Origin of the sequence: Corallococcus sp. AB049A (genome assembly GCF_003668885.1) — a bacterium.
Lineage (GTDB): Bacteria > Myxococcota > Myxococcia > Myxococcales > Myxococcaceae > Corallococcus > Corallococcus interemptor.
Map to the genome: position 1 here is coordinate 1 of NZ_RAWL01000109.1, position 21889 is coordinate 21889.

At 70.9% G+C, this 21889-nt stretch carries 15 protein-coding genes; 3 read left to right on the forward strand and 12 right to left on the reverse strand.

Annotated features, from left to right (window positions below; all coding sequences use genetic code 11):
- The 3 genes from D7X55_RS14380 to D7X55_RS14390 form a co-directional block, all read left to right on the forward strand.
- On the forward strand, positions 1 to 947 hold a 947-nt coding region (locus D7X55_RS14380), incomplete at its 5' end, for a hypothetical protein (RefSeq protein ID WP_121723346.1).
- Positions 944 to 1696, forward strand: a complete 753-nt coding sequence (locus D7X55_RS14385) for a hypothetical protein (RefSeq protein WP_120551310.1) — start codon at positions 944 to 946, stop codon at positions 1694 to 1696. The genes D7X55_RS14380 and D7X55_RS14385, both read left to right, overlap by 4 nt.
- Entirely contained in the window at positions 1693 to 2808 is a 1116-nt protein-coding gene (locus D7X55_RS14390; protein ID WP_121723347.1) for an Ig domain-containing protein, read from the forward strand. Before D7X55_RS14385 ends, D7X55_RS14390 begins: the two co-directional genes overlap by 4 nt.
- A gap of 10 nt (positions 2809 to 2818) precedes the next feature.
- Here the strand turns inward: D7X55_RS14390 and D7X55_RS14395 are convergent, their stop codons facing one another.
- The 12 genes from D7X55_RS14395 to D7X55_RS14450 form a co-directional block, all read right to left on the reverse strand.
- Positions 2819 to 3340, reverse strand: a complete 522-nt coding sequence (locus D7X55_RS14395) for a hypothetical protein (RefSeq protein ID WP_120551308.1) — start codon at positions 3338 to 3340, stop codon at positions 2819 to 2821.
- A gap of 16 nt (positions 3341 to 3356) precedes the next feature.
- Positions 3357 to 6425: a POTRA domain-containing protein gene (locus tag D7X55_RS14400; protein WP_121723348.1), complete on the reverse strand. Its 3069-nt coding sequence runs from the start codon at positions 6423 to 6425 to the stop codon at positions 3357 to 3359.
- 14 nt (positions 6426 to 6439) lie between these two features.
- Positions 6440 to 10366 carry a translocation/assembly module TamB gene (locus D7X55_RS14405; RefSeq protein ID WP_120551306.1) on the reverse strand — a complete coding sequence of 1309 codons (3927 nt, stop codon included), beginning with the start codon at positions 10364 to 10366 and terminating at the stop codon, positions 6440 to 6442.
- Between the two features lie 4 nt (positions 10367 to 10370).
- Positions 10371 to 11312: an ExeA family protein gene (locus D7X55_RS14410; RefSeq protein ID WP_121723349.1), complete on the reverse strand. Its 942-nt coding sequence runs from the start codon at positions 11310 to 11312 to the stop codon at positions 10371 to 10373.
- A gap of 26 nt (positions 11313 to 11338) precedes the next feature.
- Positions 11339 to 14485, reverse strand: a complete 3147-nt coding sequence (locus D7X55_RS14415) for a tetratricopeptide repeat protein (protein WP_121723350.1) — start codon at positions 14483 to 14485, stop codon at positions 11339 to 11341.
- A 191-nt stretch (positions 14486 to 14676) separates the two neighbouring features.
- A complete protein-coding gene (accC, locus tag D7X55_RS14420) occupies positions 14677 to 16062 on the reverse strand; it encodes an acetyl-CoA carboxylase biotin carboxylase subunit (RefSeq protein ID WP_120551303.1) in 1386 nt (461 codons plus the stop codon).
- Positions 16063 to 16144: 82 nt separating this feature from the next.
- Positions 16145 to 16732, reverse strand: a complete 588-nt coding sequence (gene accB / locus D7X55_RS14425) for an acetyl-CoA carboxylase biotin carboxyl carrier protein (RefSeq protein ID WP_120551302.1) — start codon at positions 16730 to 16732, stop codon at positions 16145 to 16147.
- Between the two features lie 40 nt (positions 16733 to 16772).
- Positions 16773 to 17354, reverse strand: coding sequence for an elongation factor P (gene efp / locus D7X55_RS14430; protein ID WP_120551301.1), 582 nt, complete (start codon positions 17352 to 17354; stop codon positions 16773 to 16775).
- 141 nt (positions 17355 to 17495) lie between these two features.
- On the reverse strand, positions 17496 to 17858 hold the full coding sequence (locus D7X55_RS14435; RefSeq protein ID WP_120551300.1) for a hypothetical protein: 363 nt from the start codon (positions 17856 to 17858) through the stop codon (positions 17496 to 17498).
- A gap of 33 nt (positions 17859 to 17891) precedes the next feature.
- The gene (locus D7X55_RS14440; protein ID WP_120551299.1) at positions 17892 to 18551 is read right to left on the reverse strand and encodes a hypothetical protein; all 660 of its coding nucleotides are present in this window, start codon (positions 18549 to 18551) and stop codon (positions 17892 to 17894) included.
- A gap of 34 nt (positions 18552 to 18585) precedes the next feature.
- Positions 18586 to 21360 carry a type IV pilus secretin PilQ gene (gene pilQ / locus D7X55_RS14445; RefSeq protein WP_121723351.1) on the reverse strand — a complete coding sequence of 925 codons (2775 nt, stop codon included), beginning with the start codon at positions 21358 to 21360 and terminating at the stop codon, positions 18586 to 18588.
- Between the two features lie 58 nt (positions 21361 to 21418).
- Positions 21419 to 21889 (reverse strand): pilus assembly protein PilP (locus D7X55_RS14450; protein WP_121723352.1); only part of this gene is annotated, 471 nt, incomplete at its 5' end.

Consider the following 21889-nt stretch of genomic DNA (forward strand, 5'->3'; position numbering starts at 1 on the left):
GCATGGCGGAGGACCGGGTGAAGGGCGACGTGCCGGTGCTGACGTTCGTGTTCGTGGGCCACGGCAAGCGCGGCGCCGCGGGCGAAGGCGCCGTGAGCCTGCTGGACGGGCCCCTGACGCGCACGGACCTGTACGCGCGCGTCATCGCGCCGAGCAAGGCGTCCTTCCTCCAGCTCATCGTGGACGCGTGTGATTCGTACTTCTTCGTCCACTCGCGCGGCGCGCTGCCGGTGGGCCCCGCGTACGCGGAGGCGGTGAAGGGGCTCCTGTCGGACCGCGCGCTGGCGCGCTACCCGCAGGTGGGGGTGGTGCTGTCCACGTCGTCGGAGCGGGAGAGCCACGAGTGGAGCGCCATCCGCTCCGGCGTCTTCAGCCACCTGGTGCGCTCGGCGCTGTCGGGCGCGGGCGACGTCAACGGGGACGGCAAGGTGGACTACGCGGAGCTGCGGGCCTTCGTGGCCGCGGCGAGCCAGGGCATCGACGACGTGCGGGGCCAGCCGGACGTGTTCATCCAGCCGCCCGCGCAGGACCGGGCGTTCGCGCTGACGGACCTGAAGGATGTCTCGTCGCTGGGCTACCTCCTGGTGCCCACGGGGCTTTCGGGCCGGCTGTGGGTGGAGGACGCGCGCGGCATCCGCCTGGTGGAGCTGCACAAGGAGCGCGAGCGTCCGCTGGTGGTGTCGCTGCCCGTGGGCAAGGGTTACTACCTGAGGAGCCGCGGCCGGGAGGCCACGTTCTCCATCACCCGCGCCTCCGAGGTGGTGGAGGCCGGCGGCCTGCCCTGGCACGACGTCAGCGTGGCCAGCCGGGGCGCCGCGCAGGACGCGATGCGCGACAAGCTCTTCTCCGTGCCGTTCGGTCCGCGCTTCTACCAGGGCTACATGGCGAGCCTCGGCATCCCGCAGCCGGTGGATGAAGCCGAAGCCGACGCCGCCCTGGTGCCATGACTCCCGTCGCGCCCCTGATGCTCCTGCTCCTGCGCGTGACGTCTCCGTGTGACACGGGGACGCGCGTGGTGCTGGTGCCCTTCGAAAGGCTGGCCCTGCCGTCCGCGGACGCCCGCGAGCTGGAAGAGGCCACCCGGCGCGCGGTGGCCGCGATGCCCGATGCGTGCCTGGAGTCACGCGAGGACACGCTGGCGCGGCTGCGCGGTTCGGGCGACGCGCTGGCGGCGTGTGGGGACGCGGAGTGCCGCAGCGCGCAGGCCTCGGCCCTGGGCGCGAGCAAGCTGGTGCGGGGCGTGGCGCTGGGCGTGGGAGGCAAGCGCAGCGTGGCGCTCACGGTGACGGACGCGCGCGGCACGGAGGCTCGGGCGCAGTTCGAGGCCCCCGCCACGGCGCCGGGCGAAGCGGACGCGCGCGCGAAGAAGGCGCTGGAGCAGGTCTGGTCCCCACGCACGACGGCGCGGGCGACGCGGGGGCCCCAGGGCTCGCGCCTGCTGCCCAGGGTGCTGTGGGGCGCGGGCGGCGCGGCGCTCCTCGCGGGCGTGGGCTTCGGGCTGGCGTCGCGGAGCACGGAGTCGAAGCTGTCCAAGAACGGCGGCGAGTGCGCCACCGCCGGTGAGTCCTTCGCGGCCTGTTTCTCATCGCAGCTCCGAAAAGGCCGGAACCAGGCGCGGACGTCCAACGTATTGTTGGGCGTGGGCGCGCTGCTCGGCGCCGGAGGCGCGGTGTCCTTCATCTGGGAGCTGCCATGAGAAAGCTGCTCGCCGTGCTGACCAGCGCCTCCGTCCTGATGTTGGGGTCGTGCACGTTCGCGCCGGACCTGTCGCGCTTCGCCTCATGCGATCCGGCCGGTGGCTGCCCGTCCGGGACGTGGTGCCTCACGCCGGAGAACCGCTGTCTGCCGGACTGTGGTGAAGGTGCGTCCTGCGACGGGCCCGGCAACACGCCGGAGGATCCGGACGCGGGCCCGGACGTGGATGCCGGCACGGAAGTGGTGGATGCCGGCGCGGACACGGATGCCGGCGTGCCGGACGCGGGCAGCGCCGACGCCGGTGGAGAGGACGCAGGCCCCGCCGCGCTCGCACTGGAGTCCAGCAGCCTGACGGAGGCCATCGAGACCGTCGCCTACTCCGCGCAGCTCCAGGCCCGGGGCGGCACCCCGCCGTACCTGTTCACCGCCACCGCGCAGCTCCCCACGGGCCTCGCGCTGGACACCGACGGCCGCATCACCGGGACGCCCACGCGCGCGGGGGACCTGGTCCTCCCGGTGCAGGTGTCCGACCGGAGCGTCCCCACGAAGAGCGCCCGCGGCAGCCTGGTGTTGCGCGTGCGTGCGCTGCTGCGCGTCGCGGGCCCGGAGCCGCTCGCGGACGCCATCAGCAACCGCACCTACAGCGAGCGCATCTACGCGACGGGAGGCAAGCCGCCGTACAGCTTCGCCCTCGCGCCGGAGCAGTCTCTGCCCGCGGGCCTGACGCTCGCGACCAACGGCACCCTCGGCGGCGCCACCACCCAGGCGGGGACGAAGGTGTTCACGGTGGTCGTGACGGACAGCGACTCGCCGCCCCAGTCCACGACGGGCACGCTCTCCATCACCCTCACGGAGGCCGGGCTCAACATCAAGCTGCTGTCGCGCGCGGTGCCTGCCGGCCGCGTGGGCTCCGACTACAGCTACACCGTGCGCGCCTCCGGCACGGGCACCTGGAGCGTGAAGGACGGAGCGCTGCCTCCGGGCATCCTCCTGGACACGAAGGACGGCACGCTCTCCGGCAAGCCCACGGTCCAGGGCGACTTCACCTTCCGGCTCGGCGTCGGGGACCTGCTCTTCTCCGACGAGCGCTCCTACACCCTGCACGTGGACTGAAGCGCGGGCGTCACGGGTAGCGGTCCACCACCTGGATGACGCCCGTGTTGTCCTGCACCACGGAGAAGCCCTTCATGGGGCTGGGGTACGCGATGAGCCCCTCGCCGTCCTTGTCCCAGCGCGAGTCCAGCAGCACGCCGCAGAAGGGCACGGACGTGGCGCCGCTCTCCGGGGTGAAGATGCGATCATACCGGCCGAAGACGCGGTGCTTCGTCACGTAGAGCCGCCCGCCGATGCGCGCCCCCGGCAGCTTCGCCTCCCCTTCCGCCTGCGGCAGCGCGATGACGAAGCTGTAGTTGTAGCGGGCCGGCCCCGGGTGGTCCTGGATGCTGTCCACGATGACGGGAATGCGGTCCCCCACCTTCAGCCCCAGCCGCTCCATCTGCAGCTGCGCGCCTCGGGGACAGCTGCCCTCCGGCGGCATCCACGCGGGGCGCGGCGCCTTCGCGGCGGCGTCCGGGCCGTGCTGACACGCGAGCGCGAACAGGCCCAGCAGGGCCAGCACTCCATGGCGTGCGCGGTGGGTTCGCATGGACGAAGGCCTCCGGTCAGAACGTCCCGATGCTGAAGTGGAACTGCGTGGGAGCCTCGTTGAGCGCCTCGTCGCGGTCCAGGTTGAAGCCCACGTCGAAGGCCAGCGGGCCCACGGGCGTCACGTAGCGCAGGCCCACGCCCGCCGCGTAGCGCAGCACGCCCGGGTCGAACAGCGTGCGGTCCTGCCACAGGTTGCCCGCCTCGAAGAAGAGCCCCAGGTCCACCGACGCGATGGCCGGCACGCGCAGCTCCGCCTTGGCCAGCGTGAAGAGCTCGCCGCCCTGGCTCGCGGGCACCTGCCCCGCGAGCACCGCCTTCAGGTCATCCGGGCAGCCCGCGGGGGAAATCACGGCGCGGCACGCGTTCAGCCGCTGGTGCAGCACCTCGCGCACGTCCTGCGGCAGCACGCCGTCCTCGCGGAAGCCCCGGAGGCTGGAGGAGCCGCCCAGGTAGAACAGCTTGGACCCGATGTTCTGCGCCCCCGTCGTCAGCGGCACGATGGTGCCCGCGCGCGCGCTCACCGCCACGCTCGCGCGGCGGCCCAGCGGCGCGTACGCGCTCACGCTGCCGGACAGCTTCACGCCGTCGATGGGGAACTCCGGCACGCGGTTGCCCGCGACGTCCGTGGGGTGGACGCTGATGCCGCGCATGAACTCCACGCTGCTGCTGAGCACCATGCCGCGCCGGGGGTTGGCCGGGTCGTCGCGGAAGTCCAGCGTCAGCGACGGGCGCAGCGAGTGCAGCGCGAAGTCACCGTACGGGTAGCGCAGGCGCTCCTGGTCCGCGCGATTGATCAGCTCCAGCACACCCCCGCGCGAGCGCAGCCGGTTGTTCTCCAGTTCGTACTGGAGCGACACGTTCACCCACGACGCCAGCGCCCAGTCCGCGCCCAGCACGGCCGCGAACCGCGTGGACAGGTACGACGGCCGGTGCACGCGCTCGCCAATCAGGTCCAGCCGAGCGCCAATCTCCTGCGGCGCCAGGAAGGACAGCCGGGGCTGGGACAGCGCCAGGTTGCCGCGCCCGCCCAGGCCGCTGAAGCCGTCCAAATCAGAGTCACACGCCTCGCCGGACAGCTCCCCCGTGGAGCACCCGGCCGGAAGCCGCGAGGACGACAGCGCCTCCGCGCTCGCGCCCGCGTAGTTCACCTTGCCGCGCGCCAGGAGGTTCAGCCCCCGGCCATCCAGGTTGCGCCAGGCCGTGTCCAGCGTGATGCGCGGACCGTCCACCAGGAAGTAGCCGCCGGACACCTCGCCGTCGATGCGCGGGCGCTCCTGCACCGTCACCAGCACGTCCTTGGAGGCCTCGCGGCGGTTGGGGTCCGCCAGCGACACCTCCGCCTGACGGAACAGCCCCAGCCGCGACAGCCGGCGCTGCGCCTCCGCCAGCGCCTCCACGGACAGCGGAGCGCCGGGCTTCAAGTCCAGCTGCGCCAGCACCACGTCCGGATCCGAGCGCGTCAGCCCCTGCAGGAGCACCTGTCCCACGCGCACGCGAGGCCCTGGATCCGCGCGGAAGGTCACCTGCGCGGAGGTGCCGTTCTCCTCCACCGAGACGGCGTTGCTCACGTGCGCGAAGAGGTAGCCCTCGCGGCCCAGCCCCCGCTCCAGCGCGGCCTGGGCCTGGTCCACCTTCTCGAAGCTCAGCGGCTGACCGGCGGGCAACAGCAGCGTCACCCAGTTCGGGTTCACCTCCGGCGGCATGCCCTCGAAGCGAGGCTCGCGCAGGAGCGCCCGGGGCCCCTCCTCCACGTCGAAGTCCGCCTCCGCCGTGTGGCGGACCGCGTCCACCGTGAGGCCCCGGAAGGTCACCTGCGCGGCCGCGAAGCCCTGCTCGCGGTACGCCGTCGTCATCGCGTCCGCGGCCTCCAGCCACGCGTCCTCCACGTAGACCGTGGACGGGTCCGGCGGGGACACCACGCTCGAGTCGAAGCGCCGCTCGCGCCCCTCCGTCTCCAGCGGATCCTCGCGCATGGGGAGGTCCAGCTCCGGCCACGTCTCCAGCACCGCCACCTGGTTGGTGAGCATGGAGCGCAGCACGGGAGATGACATCGCCGCGTTGCCGTGGAAGCGCACGTCCGTCACGCGCAGCGGAGCGCCCTCGTCCACCTGGAAGCCCAGCACCGCCGCGTCGCCGTCCGGCCGGATGCTCTCCAGCGCCCGCACGCGCGCGTCGTGGAAGCCGCGCCGCCGGTAGAACGCCTCCAGCCGCCGCGCGAGCCGAGCGGCGACGGACTCGTCCATGGCCTCCTCGCCGTCGTAGGCCACCACGCGCGTCAGGAGTGAATCCGGGAAGCGGCGGTTGCCCGTGAAGCGCAGGTGGAACGCGGGCCCCGCCGACACCGGCACCGCCACGGACGCCTCGCTGTCCTCCACCACGACGGTGGGCGTGCCCACCCAGGCGCGCCAGTGCTGGCCCTCACGCAGGAGCGCGCGCAGCCGCTCCAGCCCACCGTCCAGCTTCGCCCGGTCGAACACCTCCCCGGGCTTCATCCCCAGCGCCTCCACCAGGCGCGGAAGGGGCAGCGCGGGGCTGCCGGAGAAGGTCACCTGCCGCACGCGGGTGGGCTTGCCCTCCGACACCACCAGCGTCACCGCCACGCCGCCCGCGGGCACCGGCCGCTCCTGCACCTGGATGTCGACGGCGTCGTAGCCCTTGCGCTGGTACGCCTCGCGCACGGCCTCCGCCGCCGAGTCCAGCTCCTCCGGGTCCAGCGGTCCGCCCTGGAGCAGGCCGCTCGCCTCCAGGAGTTCCCCGGACGTGAGGACCTGGTTGCCGCGCACCGACACGTCGGACAGGAGCGGCAGCGGCGTGAGCTGGAACACCAGCCGCACCCCACCTGGCACGTCCTGCGTGAGCGCCACCACGTCCGCGAAGCGCCCCGTGGCGAACAGCTGCTCCACCGACCTGCGCACCGCGCCGGGCGTCAGCGCCTGGCCCTTGCGCAGCGTGACGAGCCCCGACAGCCCGTCCGACGACATGCCCTCCGGCAGGTGCAGCTCCACGGCGACCACGGCCGGCGCGTCGTCATCGGAGCCTACGGGCGCCGCGAGCGCGGGGAACGCGCACACGAGGAGCAGCACCGCGGCCAGCGCGGCTACTCGACCTCCCAGCCCAGCTTCAGCTCGAGCCCGAGGTTTCCGAAAGAGGCCTGGCTGTTCTCGTTGTCCCACTGGGCCTGTGCGGAAAGACGGTCGTCGAAGCGGTACTCAGCGCGTGCCCGGGTGCCACGCCCACTCACGGGCTGGGTCATCCCGATTTTAAGCTGCTCGGACAGGAACTTCGACTCCAGTTGTGCGGTGGGCTCCGCCTGCCGGGTGGCGTCGTTGTAGGTGGTGGAGATCTGCAGGGACAAATCCCTGAGGACCGGGTTGCTGGGCAGGAACCGGCGCACCTGCCGGTCCAGTCCCGACACGTTGAAGAGGGCCTCCGCCGCCAGACCGTAGCTCGCCGACGCGGCCGTGTCCTTGTCCGCGCTCGTCACCCCCAGTGTCAGCAGCGACAGGATGTCGCCCTCCGTGAGCACCGGCTCCGACGACAGGACGACCAGCGGGTTGGACGGCCGGCCGAACGCGTGCAGCTTCACCACGAACTCGCGCACCGACGTCTGCGCCTGCACCTCGAACACCGGGTCGATGCCGGACGCGTCGCGGAACTCCAGCTGCCCCTGGTCGATGGTGAAGAGGTTGTTGCGGAAGAACGCCTGGCTGCCCTCCGCCGCCTCCACGCGGCCCAGGAGCCCCGGCTTCACGTCCGTGCCCGTCAACCGCACGTCGCCCAGCAGCCGCGCCTTCGCCAGGTTGTTGTCCACGCGCACGTCGCCGAAGTGCACGTTGACGTCCCAGGTGAAGAAGGGGTCCCTCGCGCGCTCGCCTCCACCGCCCAGGGTGAGCTGCGGCTTCTTCTGCATCGTCTTGAGCAGCGCTTCGATGTCGAGCGGCTTCTGGTAGCGCAGCTTGATGATGTCCAGCCCGCCCGTGACGGTGGGCCCCGTGGCCGGACCCACCACCTGCAGCAGGCCGGACACGGTGAGCGGCAGGTCCTCCGTCATCCGGTACGGCACGGCGTCCAGTTGCAGCGTCAGCGCCAGCCGCTTGGGCACGAAGCGCTCCAGGCGGATGTCGCCGCGCGCGGACACCTGTCCCTCGTTGACCTGGGCCTGCAGGTGCTCCACCAGCACGCGCTGGCCCGTCAGCTCCAGGCGCCCGGACATGCCGCGCACGGTGAGCGGCAGGTCGCGCATGGACATCCGCACGTCGGACAGCTCCGCGGAGCCCACCACCGACGGCGCGTCCAGCGGCCCCGTCGCCTCCGCGTCCACGCGCAGCTGGCCGCCCACGCGCTCCATGCCGGGGAGCAGCGGCTCCAGGAGCCGCACGTCCATGCGCCCCTCGCGCAGGCTCATGTTCATGGCGCGCTTGCTCATCCAACCGCCCAGCGTGACGTCCACGGACGCGCCGCTGAAGCGGAAGGGCTGCACGTCCAGCCGCCCGTTGACGTACGACAGCACCAGCGGGCCCTGGTTGCGGCCGCGCAGGTCGCCCCGCGCGAGCGTCAGCTCCCGCACCGTGGCGGCCACCTGGTAGGCCTCCGGCTGCAACAGCGGGCCCTGCAGCGTCACGCGCCCCGCGAGCATGCCGGTGACGCCCGCGAGCGCCGGAACCTGCGGCAACAGCGGCTTGATTTCAGGCAGCAGCAGGTCGACGGTGGACTCGAAGAGGTAGGGCTCCTTCACCGTCATGGACAGCGAGCCCTGCGCGTCGCGGAAGGGACGCCCGGTGATGCGCAGCTGCTTGCCCTCCTGGTGCAGCGCCAGGTCCATGGCGCCCAGGTCGCGCGAGGCGAAGGTGATGCGCGGCCCCTTCAGCGTGGCCTGGATGTCGGGCTTGTCCGCCGAGCCCGCCACCGTGCCCTCGAGCGCGAGCGTGCCCTGGATGCCCATCTCCTCCGCGGTCTCCGGGCCCACGGCCTCCGCCAGCGACAGGTTCTCTCCGCCGAAGCGGTAGTCCAGCGCGCCCCCGGTGAAGCCGAACGAGCCCTCCACCCACGTGCGCCCCATGCGGCCATCCAGCACGGTGCGCGCAAGCACCATCTCCTTGCCGTCCACGAAGCGCAGCCGCGCGGAGCCCGCGCCCAGCCGGCGGCCCAGGTACGTGGTGTCGCGCAGCTCGAAGGCCACCAGCCCCTCCAGCTTCTCCAGGGGACTGTCGATTTCCACGCGTCCGGAGGCAGCGCCCGCGAACTGGCCCTGCACCACGGCGATGGACGGGCTCAGCCCCGCCACCAGGTCCACCAGGTCCTCGGTGCGCCCCTGCGGCACGGTGACGTCCAGGCGCAGGTGCAACAGGCGCGCGAAGGTGAGCGCCGCCTTGCCGTAGTACTGCGTGCGCCCCTTCTGGCCGGTGAGCGACGGGAAGGACAACAGCCCGTTCGAGTACGACAGCTTCGCCTGCGTCACGCCCAGGCCGAAGCCCCAGAAGGTGAAGTCGCGCAGGGACAGGCTCGCGTCCACCTTCACGTCCGAGTACGGCCCCACGATGGAGTAGTTCGCGGAGCCCTTGCCGGACCACGGCAGCTCCGCGATGTGGCCGAAGTCCGACAGCTCCAGCTCGCCGTTGCCCTGGATGTCCAGGCCGCGCGCGCTGTCGAAGTAGAGCGTCACCTCGCCGTGCACGCGCGAGCGGCCGGACTCCACCGTGAGGCGCGTGAAGGACACGCGGTCCCCCGTCAGCTTCACGGCCGTCTGCGCGCGGCCCCGCTCGAAGGTGAGCAGCGTCTTGCCCGCGCTGAGCGGAGCGTCGAACGCGCGCGTGGCCAGCATGAAGCGGCCGGTGCGCAAGTCCAGCGGCCCGGACAAGGACGGCCGGGGCAGCAGCGTCCCGGTGAGGTGCGCGTTCGCCGTCGCGGGGAAGTCCACCCACGAACCCGCCACGCCCGCGCGCTCCAGGATGCGCCCGAACGACGCGTCCTCCGTCTGGAGCGTCACGTCCACCGGCAGCTCCGGCGTGAGCCGCAGCTCGCCGGCCAGCTTCACCTTGCCGCTTCCCAGCGGCGCCTCCAGCGACTCCACGCGCACGCGGTCCCCCGCGTAGGACATGCGCGCGTTGAGGCTCACCGGGCCGTACTGCTCATAGGCCAGGTTGCTGGCGGACACGTCCGCGCCCACCGCGAGCGCGGACGGCTTCCCGGTGACGGACAGGCGCGTCCACAGGTGGCCCGTGGCCGGACGCGGCAGCAGCTTCGCCTGCGACAGCGTGCGCAGCGGCAGGAACACCTGCGCGTCCAGCGCGAGCACCGGATGGCACAGCGTCTCCACGCGGCCGGACACCGTGGCGGTGACGTCGTCGAGCGTCACCTCCGCGCGCTCCACGTCCAAGAGCCCCTCGTCGGGGTCCAGAGAGCCGGTGAAGGCCAGCTGCCCCAACGCCAGTTCGCCGCCGCCCGCGCCCAGGCGCACCACGCCGCGCCGCGCGCCCACCTCCAGCTCCATCACGCCCCAGTGCTCCACCCACCCGACGTTCAGGTTCTCCACCTCCACGCCCCGCCCGTCCGGCAGCGCGAGGCGCACCTCCGCGCCGGTGACGTCCACGCGCCCCACGCCCACGCGCGTCAGCGGCGTGAGCGGGCACGTCCCGCCGGAGGAAGGCGGGCTTGAAGAAGGCCGGGACAAATCCAGCGCCACGCGCGGATGGCGCACGCGCACGTGGCCCAGCATGAGGCGGCGGGACAGGGGCGACAGGAAGCCCAGCGCCACCTCGGCTTCGTCCGCGGCGAACAGCGGCGTGTCCGTCCCGCGCGCGAACACCGACACGCCGTGCAGCACCACGCGCGAGCCCAGCGGATCCAGCTCGCACCGGCCGATGCCCACGTCCACGCCCAGCAGGTCCGGCAGGTGCCTGCGCGCCGCGGTGCACGCGGCATCCCAGGTGAACGGCTGGCGCAACAGCAGGATGCTCCCCGACACCAGGAGGAGCACCCACAAGAGCGCCTTGCGCGCAGCACTGTTGCGGCTGGGGAGGGACAATCCGCTAGAGCTTACCGAGTCCCTCGAGGTAGCGGTCGATCTCCGCCAGGTCGATCTTCGTGTTCGCCGTCCGGGGCAGCGACGAGGCGGGCGTGCTCGGCCGCTCGCTTGCCTGGGAAGCAGCCGAGCCACCCTGGAGACCCAGGTTGTCGCCGATGCGGTGCACCAGCTCCGCGCTGATGGTCTCCGAGCGCGCGAGGAACGCCTCGAAGAGGGCGTTGTCGCACAGCGTGTTGATGACGCGCGGCGTGCCGCCGGAGTGCTCGTGCACCGCGAGCAGCGCCTCCGGCGTGAAGGGCATCCGCGGGCAGCCGGCGAGCCGCAGCCGGTGCTTCACGTACGCCTCGGTGGACTCCGCCGTGAAGGGCTCCAGCTTGTAGCGGAGCGCCACGCGCTGGGCGAGCGGCGGGTCCAGCTTCAGGTTCTTCTCGATCTCCGGCAGGCCGAAGAACACGAAGGAGATGAGCTTGCGCTCCGGCACTTCCAGGTTCAGCAGCCCCCGGAACTCCTCCATGAGCTCGCGCGTCTCCAGCATCTGCGCCTCGTCGATGAGGACGACGGCCTTCTTGCCGGACTCGTAGATTTGCAGCAGGCGCTGGTAGAGCTGCGACAGGAGCGCCAGCTTCTCCTGCGCGGGGTTCTCCACGCCCAGTTGGAGCGCGATGCGGCGCAGCAGCCACTGGGCGGTGATGCCCGAGTGGATGATGACGAGCAGCGCGGCCTCGTACTCGGACTCCGGAAGCGAGTCGAGCATGCGCCGCGCGAGCGTCGTCTTGCCCGCGCCGATGTCGCCAATGAGGATGGACAGGCCCTTCATGTAGCCCACGGCGTGCATCAGCCGGGTGAGGGCCTGCGAGTGCTGCGCGGAGTTGTAATAGAAGCGGCTCACCGGAGCGTTGGAGAACGGCTCCTGGGTGAGTTCGAAGAAATCGAGGTAGGTCGTCATCGCTCGCCGGGCCTCGTGGGGACGCGCTACACGTACCCTACTTTACGAGCCTTGGGCGCGCCCGCGGCGGGAACCGGCGTCGCGGGGCCCTTTCCGGCGCGCGGCAGCGGGTCCTCCTCCGGCGCGGTCACCGCCGACAGCCGCGTCACCTGCGACCCCACGTCGCGGTACTTCGCGTCCATCGCGGCCACGCGCTGGAAGTGGAAGAGCGCCTTGCCCGGCTCGTTGAGCGCGTCGTAGGCGCTCGCCAGCTCGAAGCCCAACGCCTTGGCCACCTCGCCCGTCGCGAGCACGTTGGAAAGGCCTTCCTTGAACACCGCCACGGACTCTTCCGGCTTGCCGCGCAGCGTGTGCAGCATGCCAATCATCGTCAGGCAGTCCAGCTCGCGCGGCGTGCCCACGCAGCCCTGGCGGGCCACGTCGAACTCGTGGACGGCGTCGTCCAGCAGGCCCATTTCCTTGTAGGCGATGCCCAGGTCGTAGTGCGTGTCCACGTCCTCGGGCTTCACCACCTTGGCCAGGCCCTTCTTGAACTCGGCGAAGACCTCGTCCACCGAGTACTGGAAGTCCTCCTCCGCCGGGGGCACCGCCGCCAGCGACTCTCCGCCCAGGTCGTCCAGCTCGCCGGCCAGCTGCGCCGCCAGGTCGAACGCGTCGCCGCCACCGCCGCCGTCGTCGAGCGACGCCTCCGTCACCGGCTGCACGGAGGGCACGTGCACGGGCTCGGAGGGAGCGTCGTCCTCGGGGGCCGCGCCACCGCCGGCCTCCATCTCCTCCAGCCGCGCCATCAGCTCGCCGGCGCGCACGTGGCCGGGGAACGCGATGGTCACCGTCTCCAGGATTTCGCGCGCCTCTTCCAACAGCCCCTGGTCGAGGAAGAACGACGCCTCGTCGCACTCCTCGGAGGCGGGCTCCTCCTCGGGCTCGGCTTCCGGCTCGGGCTCCGGTTCGGGCTCCGGCTCCGGCGCATCCTCGAGCGCTTCGGGCTCGTCGTAGGACAGGTCCTCCACCTGCGGCAGCACCATGTGCGCGGCGGTGGGCTCGTCGTCCTCGTCGCCCAGCGACATGCCGCCCGTGTACGCGGGCTCCTCGGGCTCGAGCGCGGGCTCGTCCGCGGGCGCGGAGAAGCTCTCGTCCAGGCCGGCGTCGTCCAGCGCGGACACGTCCAGGGGCGCGAGCCCCACGCGCGTGGGCGCGTCGTCGTCCTCGCCCAGCGACATGCCCGGTTCGACGAAGGCCTCGTCGCCGGAGTCGTCCAGGGTCGGCAGCTGGCGCGTGTCCGGCGCGGCCTCGTCCAGGAGCGCGCGCGACGGGGACAGCACGCGCGTGGGCGGCGGCTCCTCCTCGTCACCCAGCGACATGCCGCCCGGCTCGTCCGCGAGCACCATGGGCTCGTCGCCCGCGTCCGCGGCGTACGCCAGCGCGTCGTCCTGCGCGAGCAGCGGCTCGTCGTCCAGGCCGCTGGAGTCGCCCAGGCCCGGCTCGTCCGCGAGCACCAGCGAGTCCTCGTCGGAGCCCGTGACCAGGTCGTCCTGCGGCGGCAGGTCGTAGACGGTGTTCTCGGCGGAGCTGATGGGCTCGCCCATCACCGCTTCCTCGCCGCTCAGCGTCGTCTCCGCGACCTCGTCGTCGACGATTTCGTCCGAGTCCGTCCCGTGGCTCAGCGCCGCGAGCGCCAGCTCGTCGCCTTCCGGTTGCGCGAGCGCGTCCTCCGGCGGCTCCGCGACGAGGACCTCGTCGTCGTTGGAGTCCACCAGGATGGCGTCCTCTTCCAGCGACTCCACGCCCGGCGTCGCCGCGGGCGCCACGAAGCCCCCTTCCGCGCGGAGCACGGACAGGAAGGCGGGCACCTCGGGATGCCCCGGGTTCTCCTGGAGGATGGTGGCCAGGTACGGCTGCGCGCGCAGCACGTCCGCGCGGCGCGTGCACAAGCGCAGCACGTTGAGCAGCTGCTCCGACGCCTGCGCGCCGTTATTGGCCGCCACGTAGATGTGGTACGCCTTTTCGTGCGCGTCCAGGTTCTCCGGATCCACGGAGAAGACCTTGCGCAGGTGCTCCAGCGCTTTGTCGTGGAGCCCGTACTTCACATAGACGTCCGTCTCCGTCAGCAGCTTGGCCAGCTGCTCGCGGCTCATCCCCGCGGGCGCGGGCGGCATCACGGCCGCGGGCGGCGCGGCGGGCGCGGGACGGGACGGCGGCGCGGCTGCCACGGGCGCGCTCCACGCGGGCGCGGGCTCCTCCTCGGCGTGGTGCACGGCGGCCGCGGGCTCCGGCTCCGGCTCGGCCACGGGGCCCCGGCGCGCGAGCAGATCCGGATCCTGCGGATCCAGCAGCTCAATCTGCGTCCACACGCCGTCGGCTTCGGCGGTGCGGCCGCGCTCCTGGTGGATCTTCGCGAGCTCCTTGTAGACGGACACCGTCTTGGAGACCTGCCCCAGCCCCTGGAACGCCTGGGCCAGGAGCGTCAGCGTCTCCACGTCGCGGCCATCCGCCTTGAAGCACACCTGGAGCTTCGCGAGCGCGCGCTTCTGGTCGCCGCGCTGCAGGTACGACGCGGCCAGCTCCTTCGCGAGCGGGAGGTTGTCCGGCTCCAGCGTGGAGAGGCGCTCGGCGACGCGCAGCCAGTCATCTGCCCGGGCGTTGCGCTTGAGGTACTCCGCGGCGCGCTTGAACTCCTGCGCCGCTTCCTTCGTCATGTTCTCGCGCGCGTACAGCTCCGCGAGCTTGATCTTCGACGCCACGTTCTCGGGGTCGAGATCCACCATCTTCTTCAGCGTGTCGAGGCTCGACTTGGTGTCGCCCGCCTTGTCGTAGTGGTTGGCGACGATCTGGAAGTACGCCATCGCCTCCGACATCAACCCCAGCTGCTGGTGCAGCTCCGCCAGCTTGAGGTTCACCTCCAGCAGGTTCGGGTTGAGCTTGAGGACCTGCTTGTAGAGGGCGACGGCCTTGAGGAAGAAGCCGTCCGAGGAGTAGCTCTCCGCGACCTTGGTGAAGAAGTGCGCCGCCTGCGCGTTGTCGTTCTTCTTCTGGTACAGCTCCCCCATCTTCTGGAGGACCCGGATGTCCTTCGGGTCGACCTCCAGGACCTTCTGGTACTCCTTGATGGCTTTGTCGTACGCGCCCTTCGCGACCAGCTTCGCGGCGGCTTCGATGATCTTGTTCTTGTCCATCGAGCGTGCGCTTCCGGCAGGCAGAAACCCCGAGGAACTTCGCGGGTTTCAGTCCTTCTCTGGGGGGGAGCGTTGGAGGCTAACGGAATCCTCCAACGCGGGTCAAGAAACAGCCTGCCATCCCCCGGGGCTGGATCACCCGCCTGGACGCTCGCACGCCCGGCGGGTCCTCCACGCCTTCACGGCGAGCGCTACGGCGTCTCTTCCACGGCCTTCTTGAGCCGGCGCGAACCCGTCTCGCTCGCCAGCAGGCGCTCCACGAAGCGGGTGTCGTAGTTGCCCTCCTGGAAGGACTCCTCCGCCAGGGCCGCCCGGTGGAACGGGATGTTGGTGCGGATGCCCTCCACCACGTACTCGGAGAGCGCGCGCTGCATGCGGCGGATGGCCGTCTCGCGGTCCTCCGCGTGGACGATCAGCTTCGACAGCAGGCTGTCGTAGTGCGGCAGCACCGTGTAGTTCTCGTAGGCGGCGGAGTCCACGCGCACGCCGTAGCCGCCCGGCACGCTGTAGCCGGTGATCTTGCCCGGCCACGGCGCGAAGGTGACGGGATCCTCCGCGTTCACGCGGCACTCGATGGCGTGCCCGCGGATCTGCACGTCCTCCTGCTTGAAGCGCAGGGGGTGACCGTAGGCCATGCGGATCTGCTCACGGACCAGGTCCACGCCCATGACCAGCTCCGTCACGGGGTGCTCCACCTGGATGCGCGTGTTCATCTCCATGAAGTAGAACTCGCCGCGCTCGTCGAGCAGGTACTCGATGGTGCCCACGTTGTTGTAACGCAGCTTCTTCATCGCCGCGACGGACACCTCGCCCATGCGCTGGCGCAGCTCCGGCGTGAGCGCGGGCGACGGGCTCTCTTCAATGAGCTTCTGGTGCCGCCGCTGCACGGAGCACTCACGCTCATTGAGGTGGATGATGTTCCCGTGCTCGTCCGCGACGATTTGAATCTCGATGTGGCGCGGCTTCTCCACGTACCGCTCGATGTAGAGGTCGCCGTTGTTGAAGGAGGCCAGCGCCTCCGCCTGCGCGGTGGAGAACGCCTGCGCGAGCACGCCCGGCTCGCGGACGATCTTCATGCCCTTGCCGCCGCCGCCCGCCGCCGCCTTCAGGATGACCGGGAAGCCGATCTCCTTGGCGAACGCCTCCGCCTCGCGCGGGTCCTTCACCACGCCGGGGCTGCCCGGCAAGAGCGGCATGCCGGCCTCGCGGGCCGCGGCGCGCGCGCGCACCTTGTTGCCCATCAGCCGCAGCATCTCCGGGCGCGGGCCAATGAAGCGGATCTTGCAGTTCTCGCAGACCTCCGCGAACTCGGCGTTCTCCGACAGGAAGCCGTAGCCCGGGTGGATGGCGTCCGCGCGGGTGATCTCCGCCGCGGAGAGCAGCTGCGGCACGTTGAGGTAGCTCTCCTTGGACGGAGGCGGCCCGATGCAGACGGCCTCGTCCGCGAAGCGCACGTGCAGCGCGTTGGCGTCAGCGGTGGAGTGCACCGCCACGGTGGCGATGCCCAGCTCTCGGCATGCGCGGATGACCCGCAGGGCAATCTCCCCGCGGTTGGCGACCAGGACCTTCTTGAACACGGCCGTGCTCCTAACGCGAGGGCCTTTAAGGCGCGGCGCGTCCCGCCCGGAAGGGGGCAGGACGCGCCAGACGACGAGAGACTCAGGCCGGCTCGATGCGGAACAGCGCCTGGCCGAACTCCACCGGGCGACCGTTCTCCACGAGGACCTCGGCGATGCGGCCGGAGACCTCGGACTCGATTTCATTCATCAACTTCATCGCTTCCACGATGCAGAGCACCTGGCCCTTGCGCACCACCGTGCCCACGTCCACGAACGGGGGCTGATCCGGCGCGGGGGTCCGGTAGAACGTCCCCACGAAGGGGCTGTTCACCAGGTGGCCCGGCTTCTCCGCGGGCTTCTCCGGCGCCGCGGCGGCAGGGGCCGCGAGCGCGGCGGCAGGGGCCGCACGGGGCGCGGCCGGGGCGGCGTACTCCACCGGCGGCGACACCGTCACCCCAGGGCCGGACGGCGCCGTGTGGTGGACGATGGTCGTCTCCGGCGCGTGGCCGCGGCGGATGTAGAGCTTCTCCGGGCCCTTCGTCCACACCAGCCGGGTGACGTCGGAAGCCTCCAGGATTTCGACGATCTGCCGGAGGGCCTCCACGTCCAGCGACGTGTTGCCCGAATCCCGTCCGGAGGCCGCACCCGAGGACTCGGGCGACCGGGTTGCCTTGCGCTTCGTTGCCATTCAGACCCCTCCCGGGTCGCCAGGTGAAGGGAAGCTGCTCTCAGCCCGCGGTGGAAACGCGGGTGAGGTACTTGCCACCGTCACGCGTGTCGATCTTCAGCACGTCGCCCTCGTTGATGAACAGGGGCACGTTGACCGTGAAGCCGGTCTCCATCGTGGCGGGCTTCAGGGCGCCGGACACGGTGTCGCCGCGCACGCCCGGGTCGCACTTGGTGACCTTGAGGTCCACCGAGTTCGGCACCGACACGTTGATGGCCTTGCCGTTCCAGAAGAGGATCTCCACGTCGAGATTCTCCTTCAGGAAGTTGACGGCCTCTCCGAGGCCTTCCTTGGAGAGGAAGGTCTGCTCGAAGTTCCGCTTGTCCATGAAGTAGTAGTCGCCGTCCTGGACGTACAGGTACTGCATGTCCTTGGACTCGATGTCCGGGGTGCCCACCTTGTCGCCGGACTTCAGCGTGGGCTCCAGGACGCGGCCGTCCAGCAGGCTGCGGATCTTCGTGCGCGTGAAGGAGGAGCCCTTTCCAGGCTTGACGTGCTGGAAGTACTCAATGACGTACGGCTTGTCCTCCCACAAGATCTTCAAACCATTGCGGAATTCGGACGTGTCGACAAACCCGGCCATGGGACCGACTCCTTCATACAGACGTAAAGGCGAAAGTCCGGGGTGTCTAGCCCATGCCCTGGTTCCTGCAAAGAGGAAAGCGGAGGCACGCTGCGTCGCCGGGCAGGCTCGACAAGCCCCTGCCCGGGCGGACGTGCGTGGCTACAACTCCGCCTTCACCTGCGGCGCGGTGACGCGCAGGACATAGCGCCCCTTGCCGAAATTCCCGTCCGCGCGCAGGGCCAGCACCAGGAAGTATTCCGGCGTCAGCAGGCGCATCACGGTGAGGACCTTCTCGCTGTTGACGGACACCTCGGTGACGTTGCCCGTCTTCAGCGATTCGGCCGCGTTCTTCAGCTGCGTGAGCAGGTTGGCGTACTCCACCCAGGTGCCGGACACGTCCAGCTCCGTGGCTTCGTCCCTCTGGAACGTCTCCACGGAGATGCCGTCGAAGCCCATCACGCTGCACGCGAGGGCTCCGTCCACCTGGTTCACCACCGCTTCAAGGTGCGTGCGAAAAGACATGGTCCTCCCGGGGCGGGGTGTGGGGTGGCCGGCCTACAGCACGCACGTGGGGTAGTTGTTTTCCTGTCCACCGCGCGAAGAACCGCACGGGGCGACGGGATCGGGCAGCGTTCCAGGCGCGCAGGTCGCGATCCCCAGGTTCCGCTTGAAGGCGGTGAAGGAGTACTCGAGCTCGTTCGTTTCGAAGTTCTTGTGCCCCGAACCGTACTCGCCCGCGAACTGGACGGTGACCGTCACCTCGGTGAACTCCCCTTCCGCCAGCCCGTTCGCGAGCTCCTCCGCGGCCTCCGCGGTCAGGACGTTGGCCACGAGGACGTTGTCCTGGCTGCCAGGCGACAGGCCCGCGGTGTAGTTCACCTCGCCGTCGGGAAGGCTGACGTCCGGGGAGGAATAGGACAGCCGAAGTGTCTTGACGAACGCGGTGGCGGCCCCGCCCGAGCCCTCGCCCGGCTCCAGGGGAATGTCCCCGACGTCGACGGCGGTCTGCTGGTAGCCGTTGTTGACCAGGAAGCCCAGCACGTAGCTCTGACCGTACTGGACGTTGAGCGAGCCACGCGCGATGGCGGGCGCGTCGTCCTCGACCTCGCAGGTCACGCTGGGGAACTTGATCTGGGTGATCTGGATTGCGGGGGCGCTCTCGGAGCACGAGCAGAGCCCGAGCGACAGGGCCGCCGCGATGAAGAAGGGCTTCATTGGAATGTCTCTCCCAATCACAGGACGCGAAGCCTTAGAGGCTCTGCGCGATGGTCTGCCGGTTGAGGATGCGGGGCGTGATGAAGATGAGCAGCTCCTGCCGCACATCCGTCTCCTCCGTGCTCCGGAAGAAGAAGCCCAGGACGGGGATCTTCGACAGGAAGGGCACCGAGTCACTCTGGGTGCTGCCGCGGCGCACGTAGATGCCGCCGATGACCGTCGTGTCGCCATCCTTCACGAGGACCTGGGTGTTGGCCTCCTTGCGCTGGATGGACGGCTGGCCGTTGGCACCGGTGTTGGACGGGTCCGGCTGGTTGTTCTGAGCCTGGATGGACATGAGGATGCTGCCGTCCTGGGTGATGTGCGGCGTGACTTCCAGCGACAGGCGCGCTTCCACGAAGGTCGTGTTCACGCCGCCGGCCGACGTCTGGCTGAACGGGATGGACAGACCCTGGCTGATGCGGGCCGTGTTGTTGTCCAGCGTGGTGACCTTGGGCGACGAGATGGTCTTCACCGCGCCCTCCGTCTCCGCCGCGGACAGGCGCAGGTTGAGCTGCACGGCGCCGCCCGCGGAGCCGAAGGCGAAGCCCATGGCACCACCGATGCCCTCACCCACCGCCGCCGGCAGGTTCACCGCGAAGTTGGGCTGGGGAGGAACGCCCGGCGCCGCGCCACCCGCGCCGCCCGTGACGCCGACGGTGCTGGGGAAGATGAGGCCGGTGGGGTTGCCGGTCGCGGTGGACAGGCGCGTCTGACCGCCCCACTGCACGCCCAGGGCGCGGCTGAAGGTGGTGCTCGCCTCCACGATGCGGCTCTCGATGAGGACCTGCGGCGTCTGCGTGTCCAGGCTGCGCACCAGGGCGCGCGCCTTCTCCGTGTTGGAGCGGATGTCCTTGATGATGAGCACGTTGGTGCGCGTGTCCACCGTCACCGAGCCACGGTCGCTGAGCACGTCCTTCACGCGCGACGACATGTCCCCGGCCACCGCGTAGTTCACCGGCACCAGGCTGACCAGCAGGTCCTCCTGCTGCTGCAGCGACTTCTTACGCTCCTGGCGCAGCCGCGCCTCCTCTTCCAGGGTCTTCAGCGGCGCGATGCGGATGATGTTGCCCACCTGCTCCTGGCCCAGCTGCTTGGTGCGCAGGATGAGGTCCAGCGCCTGGTCCCAGGGCACGTTGCGCAGGCGGATGGTCACGCGGCCCGCCACGTCGTCGGCCACCACGATGTTGCGCTTGGAGATCTCCGCGATGACGCGCAGCAGGTTCTGGATGTCGATGTCCTTGAACTCGAAGGACACGCGCTTGCCGCGGTAGCGGGCCTGCTGGGGCGCGCCCTCGGCCGCGTACGCCGGGGCCTCCGCCGTGAAGCCGGCGGTGCGCTGGGTGACGGCCACCTCCTCCGTCTTCACGCCCTGCACGTCCAGCCGCCAGCTCAGGCTGCTGGCGCCCTGGGTGACGTTCTCCTCGATGGCGCCGTCCGCGGCGACCACCAGGCGCACCTTGCGGCCCTCACCCGGCACGCTGAAGGCGCTGATCATCTTCACCGGCGTGTCCAGCGCGCTGGTGTCCAGGCTGCGCTCCAGCTTCTTGGGCAGCCGCGCGTTCTCCAGCGTCAGCACCGCGCTGCGCGGATCCGGCCGGTCCACCTTCCACGCGGTCGCGCCGGACAGCTTCAGCTGCACGCGGCCACCGGAGGGGCTCTCGTCGAAGGTCAGGTCCTTCACCTCCACCACCGCCGGCTGCGGCGCGGCCTGCGCCACGGCGGGCTGCGGCTTCACCGGCTCCTGCGCGGGCAGGGGCTGCGGGCGCAGGGGCTCCACCTCCGCCACCACCGCGTCGCGAGGCTGCGCGGGCTTGGGCTTGCGCGCCACCGCGCTCCCCAGCACCACGTCCAGGCCCCGCGCGGAGCGGTCCACGCGGTAGGCGGGCATGTCGCCCTTGGCCACGAGGACCAGGCGCACCTTGTCCTCATGAGCGCCCACGCGCACGTCCTTGAGCAGGTCGCCCTTCACCTTGGGCGCCTTCGCGCTCAGGCCCACGCCGTAGACGTCCACCGCCAGGCGCGGCGGGTCCACCAGCTCCAGGACCTCGTAGCGGGCAATCTCGCCGTCGGTGCCGACGCGCAGCGCCTCGCCGTCCATGGACAGCCGGGTGATGCGCTGGGCCGGGTGGGCCACCTCGCGCTCATCCGCCTCCGTGGCGACGACGTTCTCACGGCCCGGCGCCTGGGACGGGGCCGCCTTGGAGGAGGTCCCCTCCTCCGGCACCACCGCCACCATCGCCTCCACCACCGGCGCGGGCGCGGCCTTCACCGGCGCGGGCTCGGCCTTGGGGGCCGCCAGGGCCTGCGGAGCCTGCGTCGCCTGCGGAGCCTGGGCGGTCGCGGCGGCGGGGGCCACCGGCGAGCCGTCCACGGAGATGACCACGCGGTTGCCTTCCGCGCGCACGTCGTACTGGGAGGCCTGGTCGAGCGCCACCAGCACGCGGCCCACGCTGGCTCGCGAGTCGGAGAACTGGGCGGCGACCACGCCGGACACCGGACCGGTGCCGTCATGGTGCCCCTTGATGCCGGTGGCGTCCGCGGACGACAGGTCCACCACCAGCCGCTCTGGCCCGCTGAGCCGGAAGACGGTGAAGGTGGGCGGCCGGGTCCCGGTCACCACGACCTGGGCACCGGCTCCCGTCCGGGACACCTGCAGGTCCCTCAGCGTATTGAGATCCGCGCCGTACACCTTGGCGCTTGCCAGGACGACCGCCCATGCGGTCGCCATGATCCACTTGCCCCTCGTCACAGCGCTCTGCTCGAGCATGCGTCCCCTCAACAAGTTGGAAGCGGGCGACGTCTGCCCGCTGGCGCGCCGTGGGGCGCTACTCCCAGTTCTTGCCCGTCATCAGGTTGTAGGCGGGGTCCTTCACGCCATCCGCCTTGAGCTGCAGGCTCACCGGATTGCTGATGAGCTCGCCCTTGGCACCCGTGAAGACCTCGGTGACGGTGACCGAGTCCCTGAGAATCTGTGTGACCTTGCCGCCCTGGCGTCCCACGCGGGTGTTGCGCCGGACGATGTGGCCGCGCCCCAGGGGGTCCTCGACCATCGCCAGCGGGCTGGCGTCCCCGGTGACGACCGCCACCAGCTTGAGCTGGTCCAGGTCGAACACGCACAGGGGTTCGTTGCAGGCCCGCTCCGGTGCGTCACGCGCCACCGGCCCGAGCTCCTCCAGCGGACTGCGGAACGGATCCCGCTTTCCCACCGGACTGTAGGTATAGACGAACGTTGGCGCCGCCGACGCCTCGGTCTTCTGCTCCACCGGGGCCGGCGCGGGGGCGGCGGCCTGCGGGGG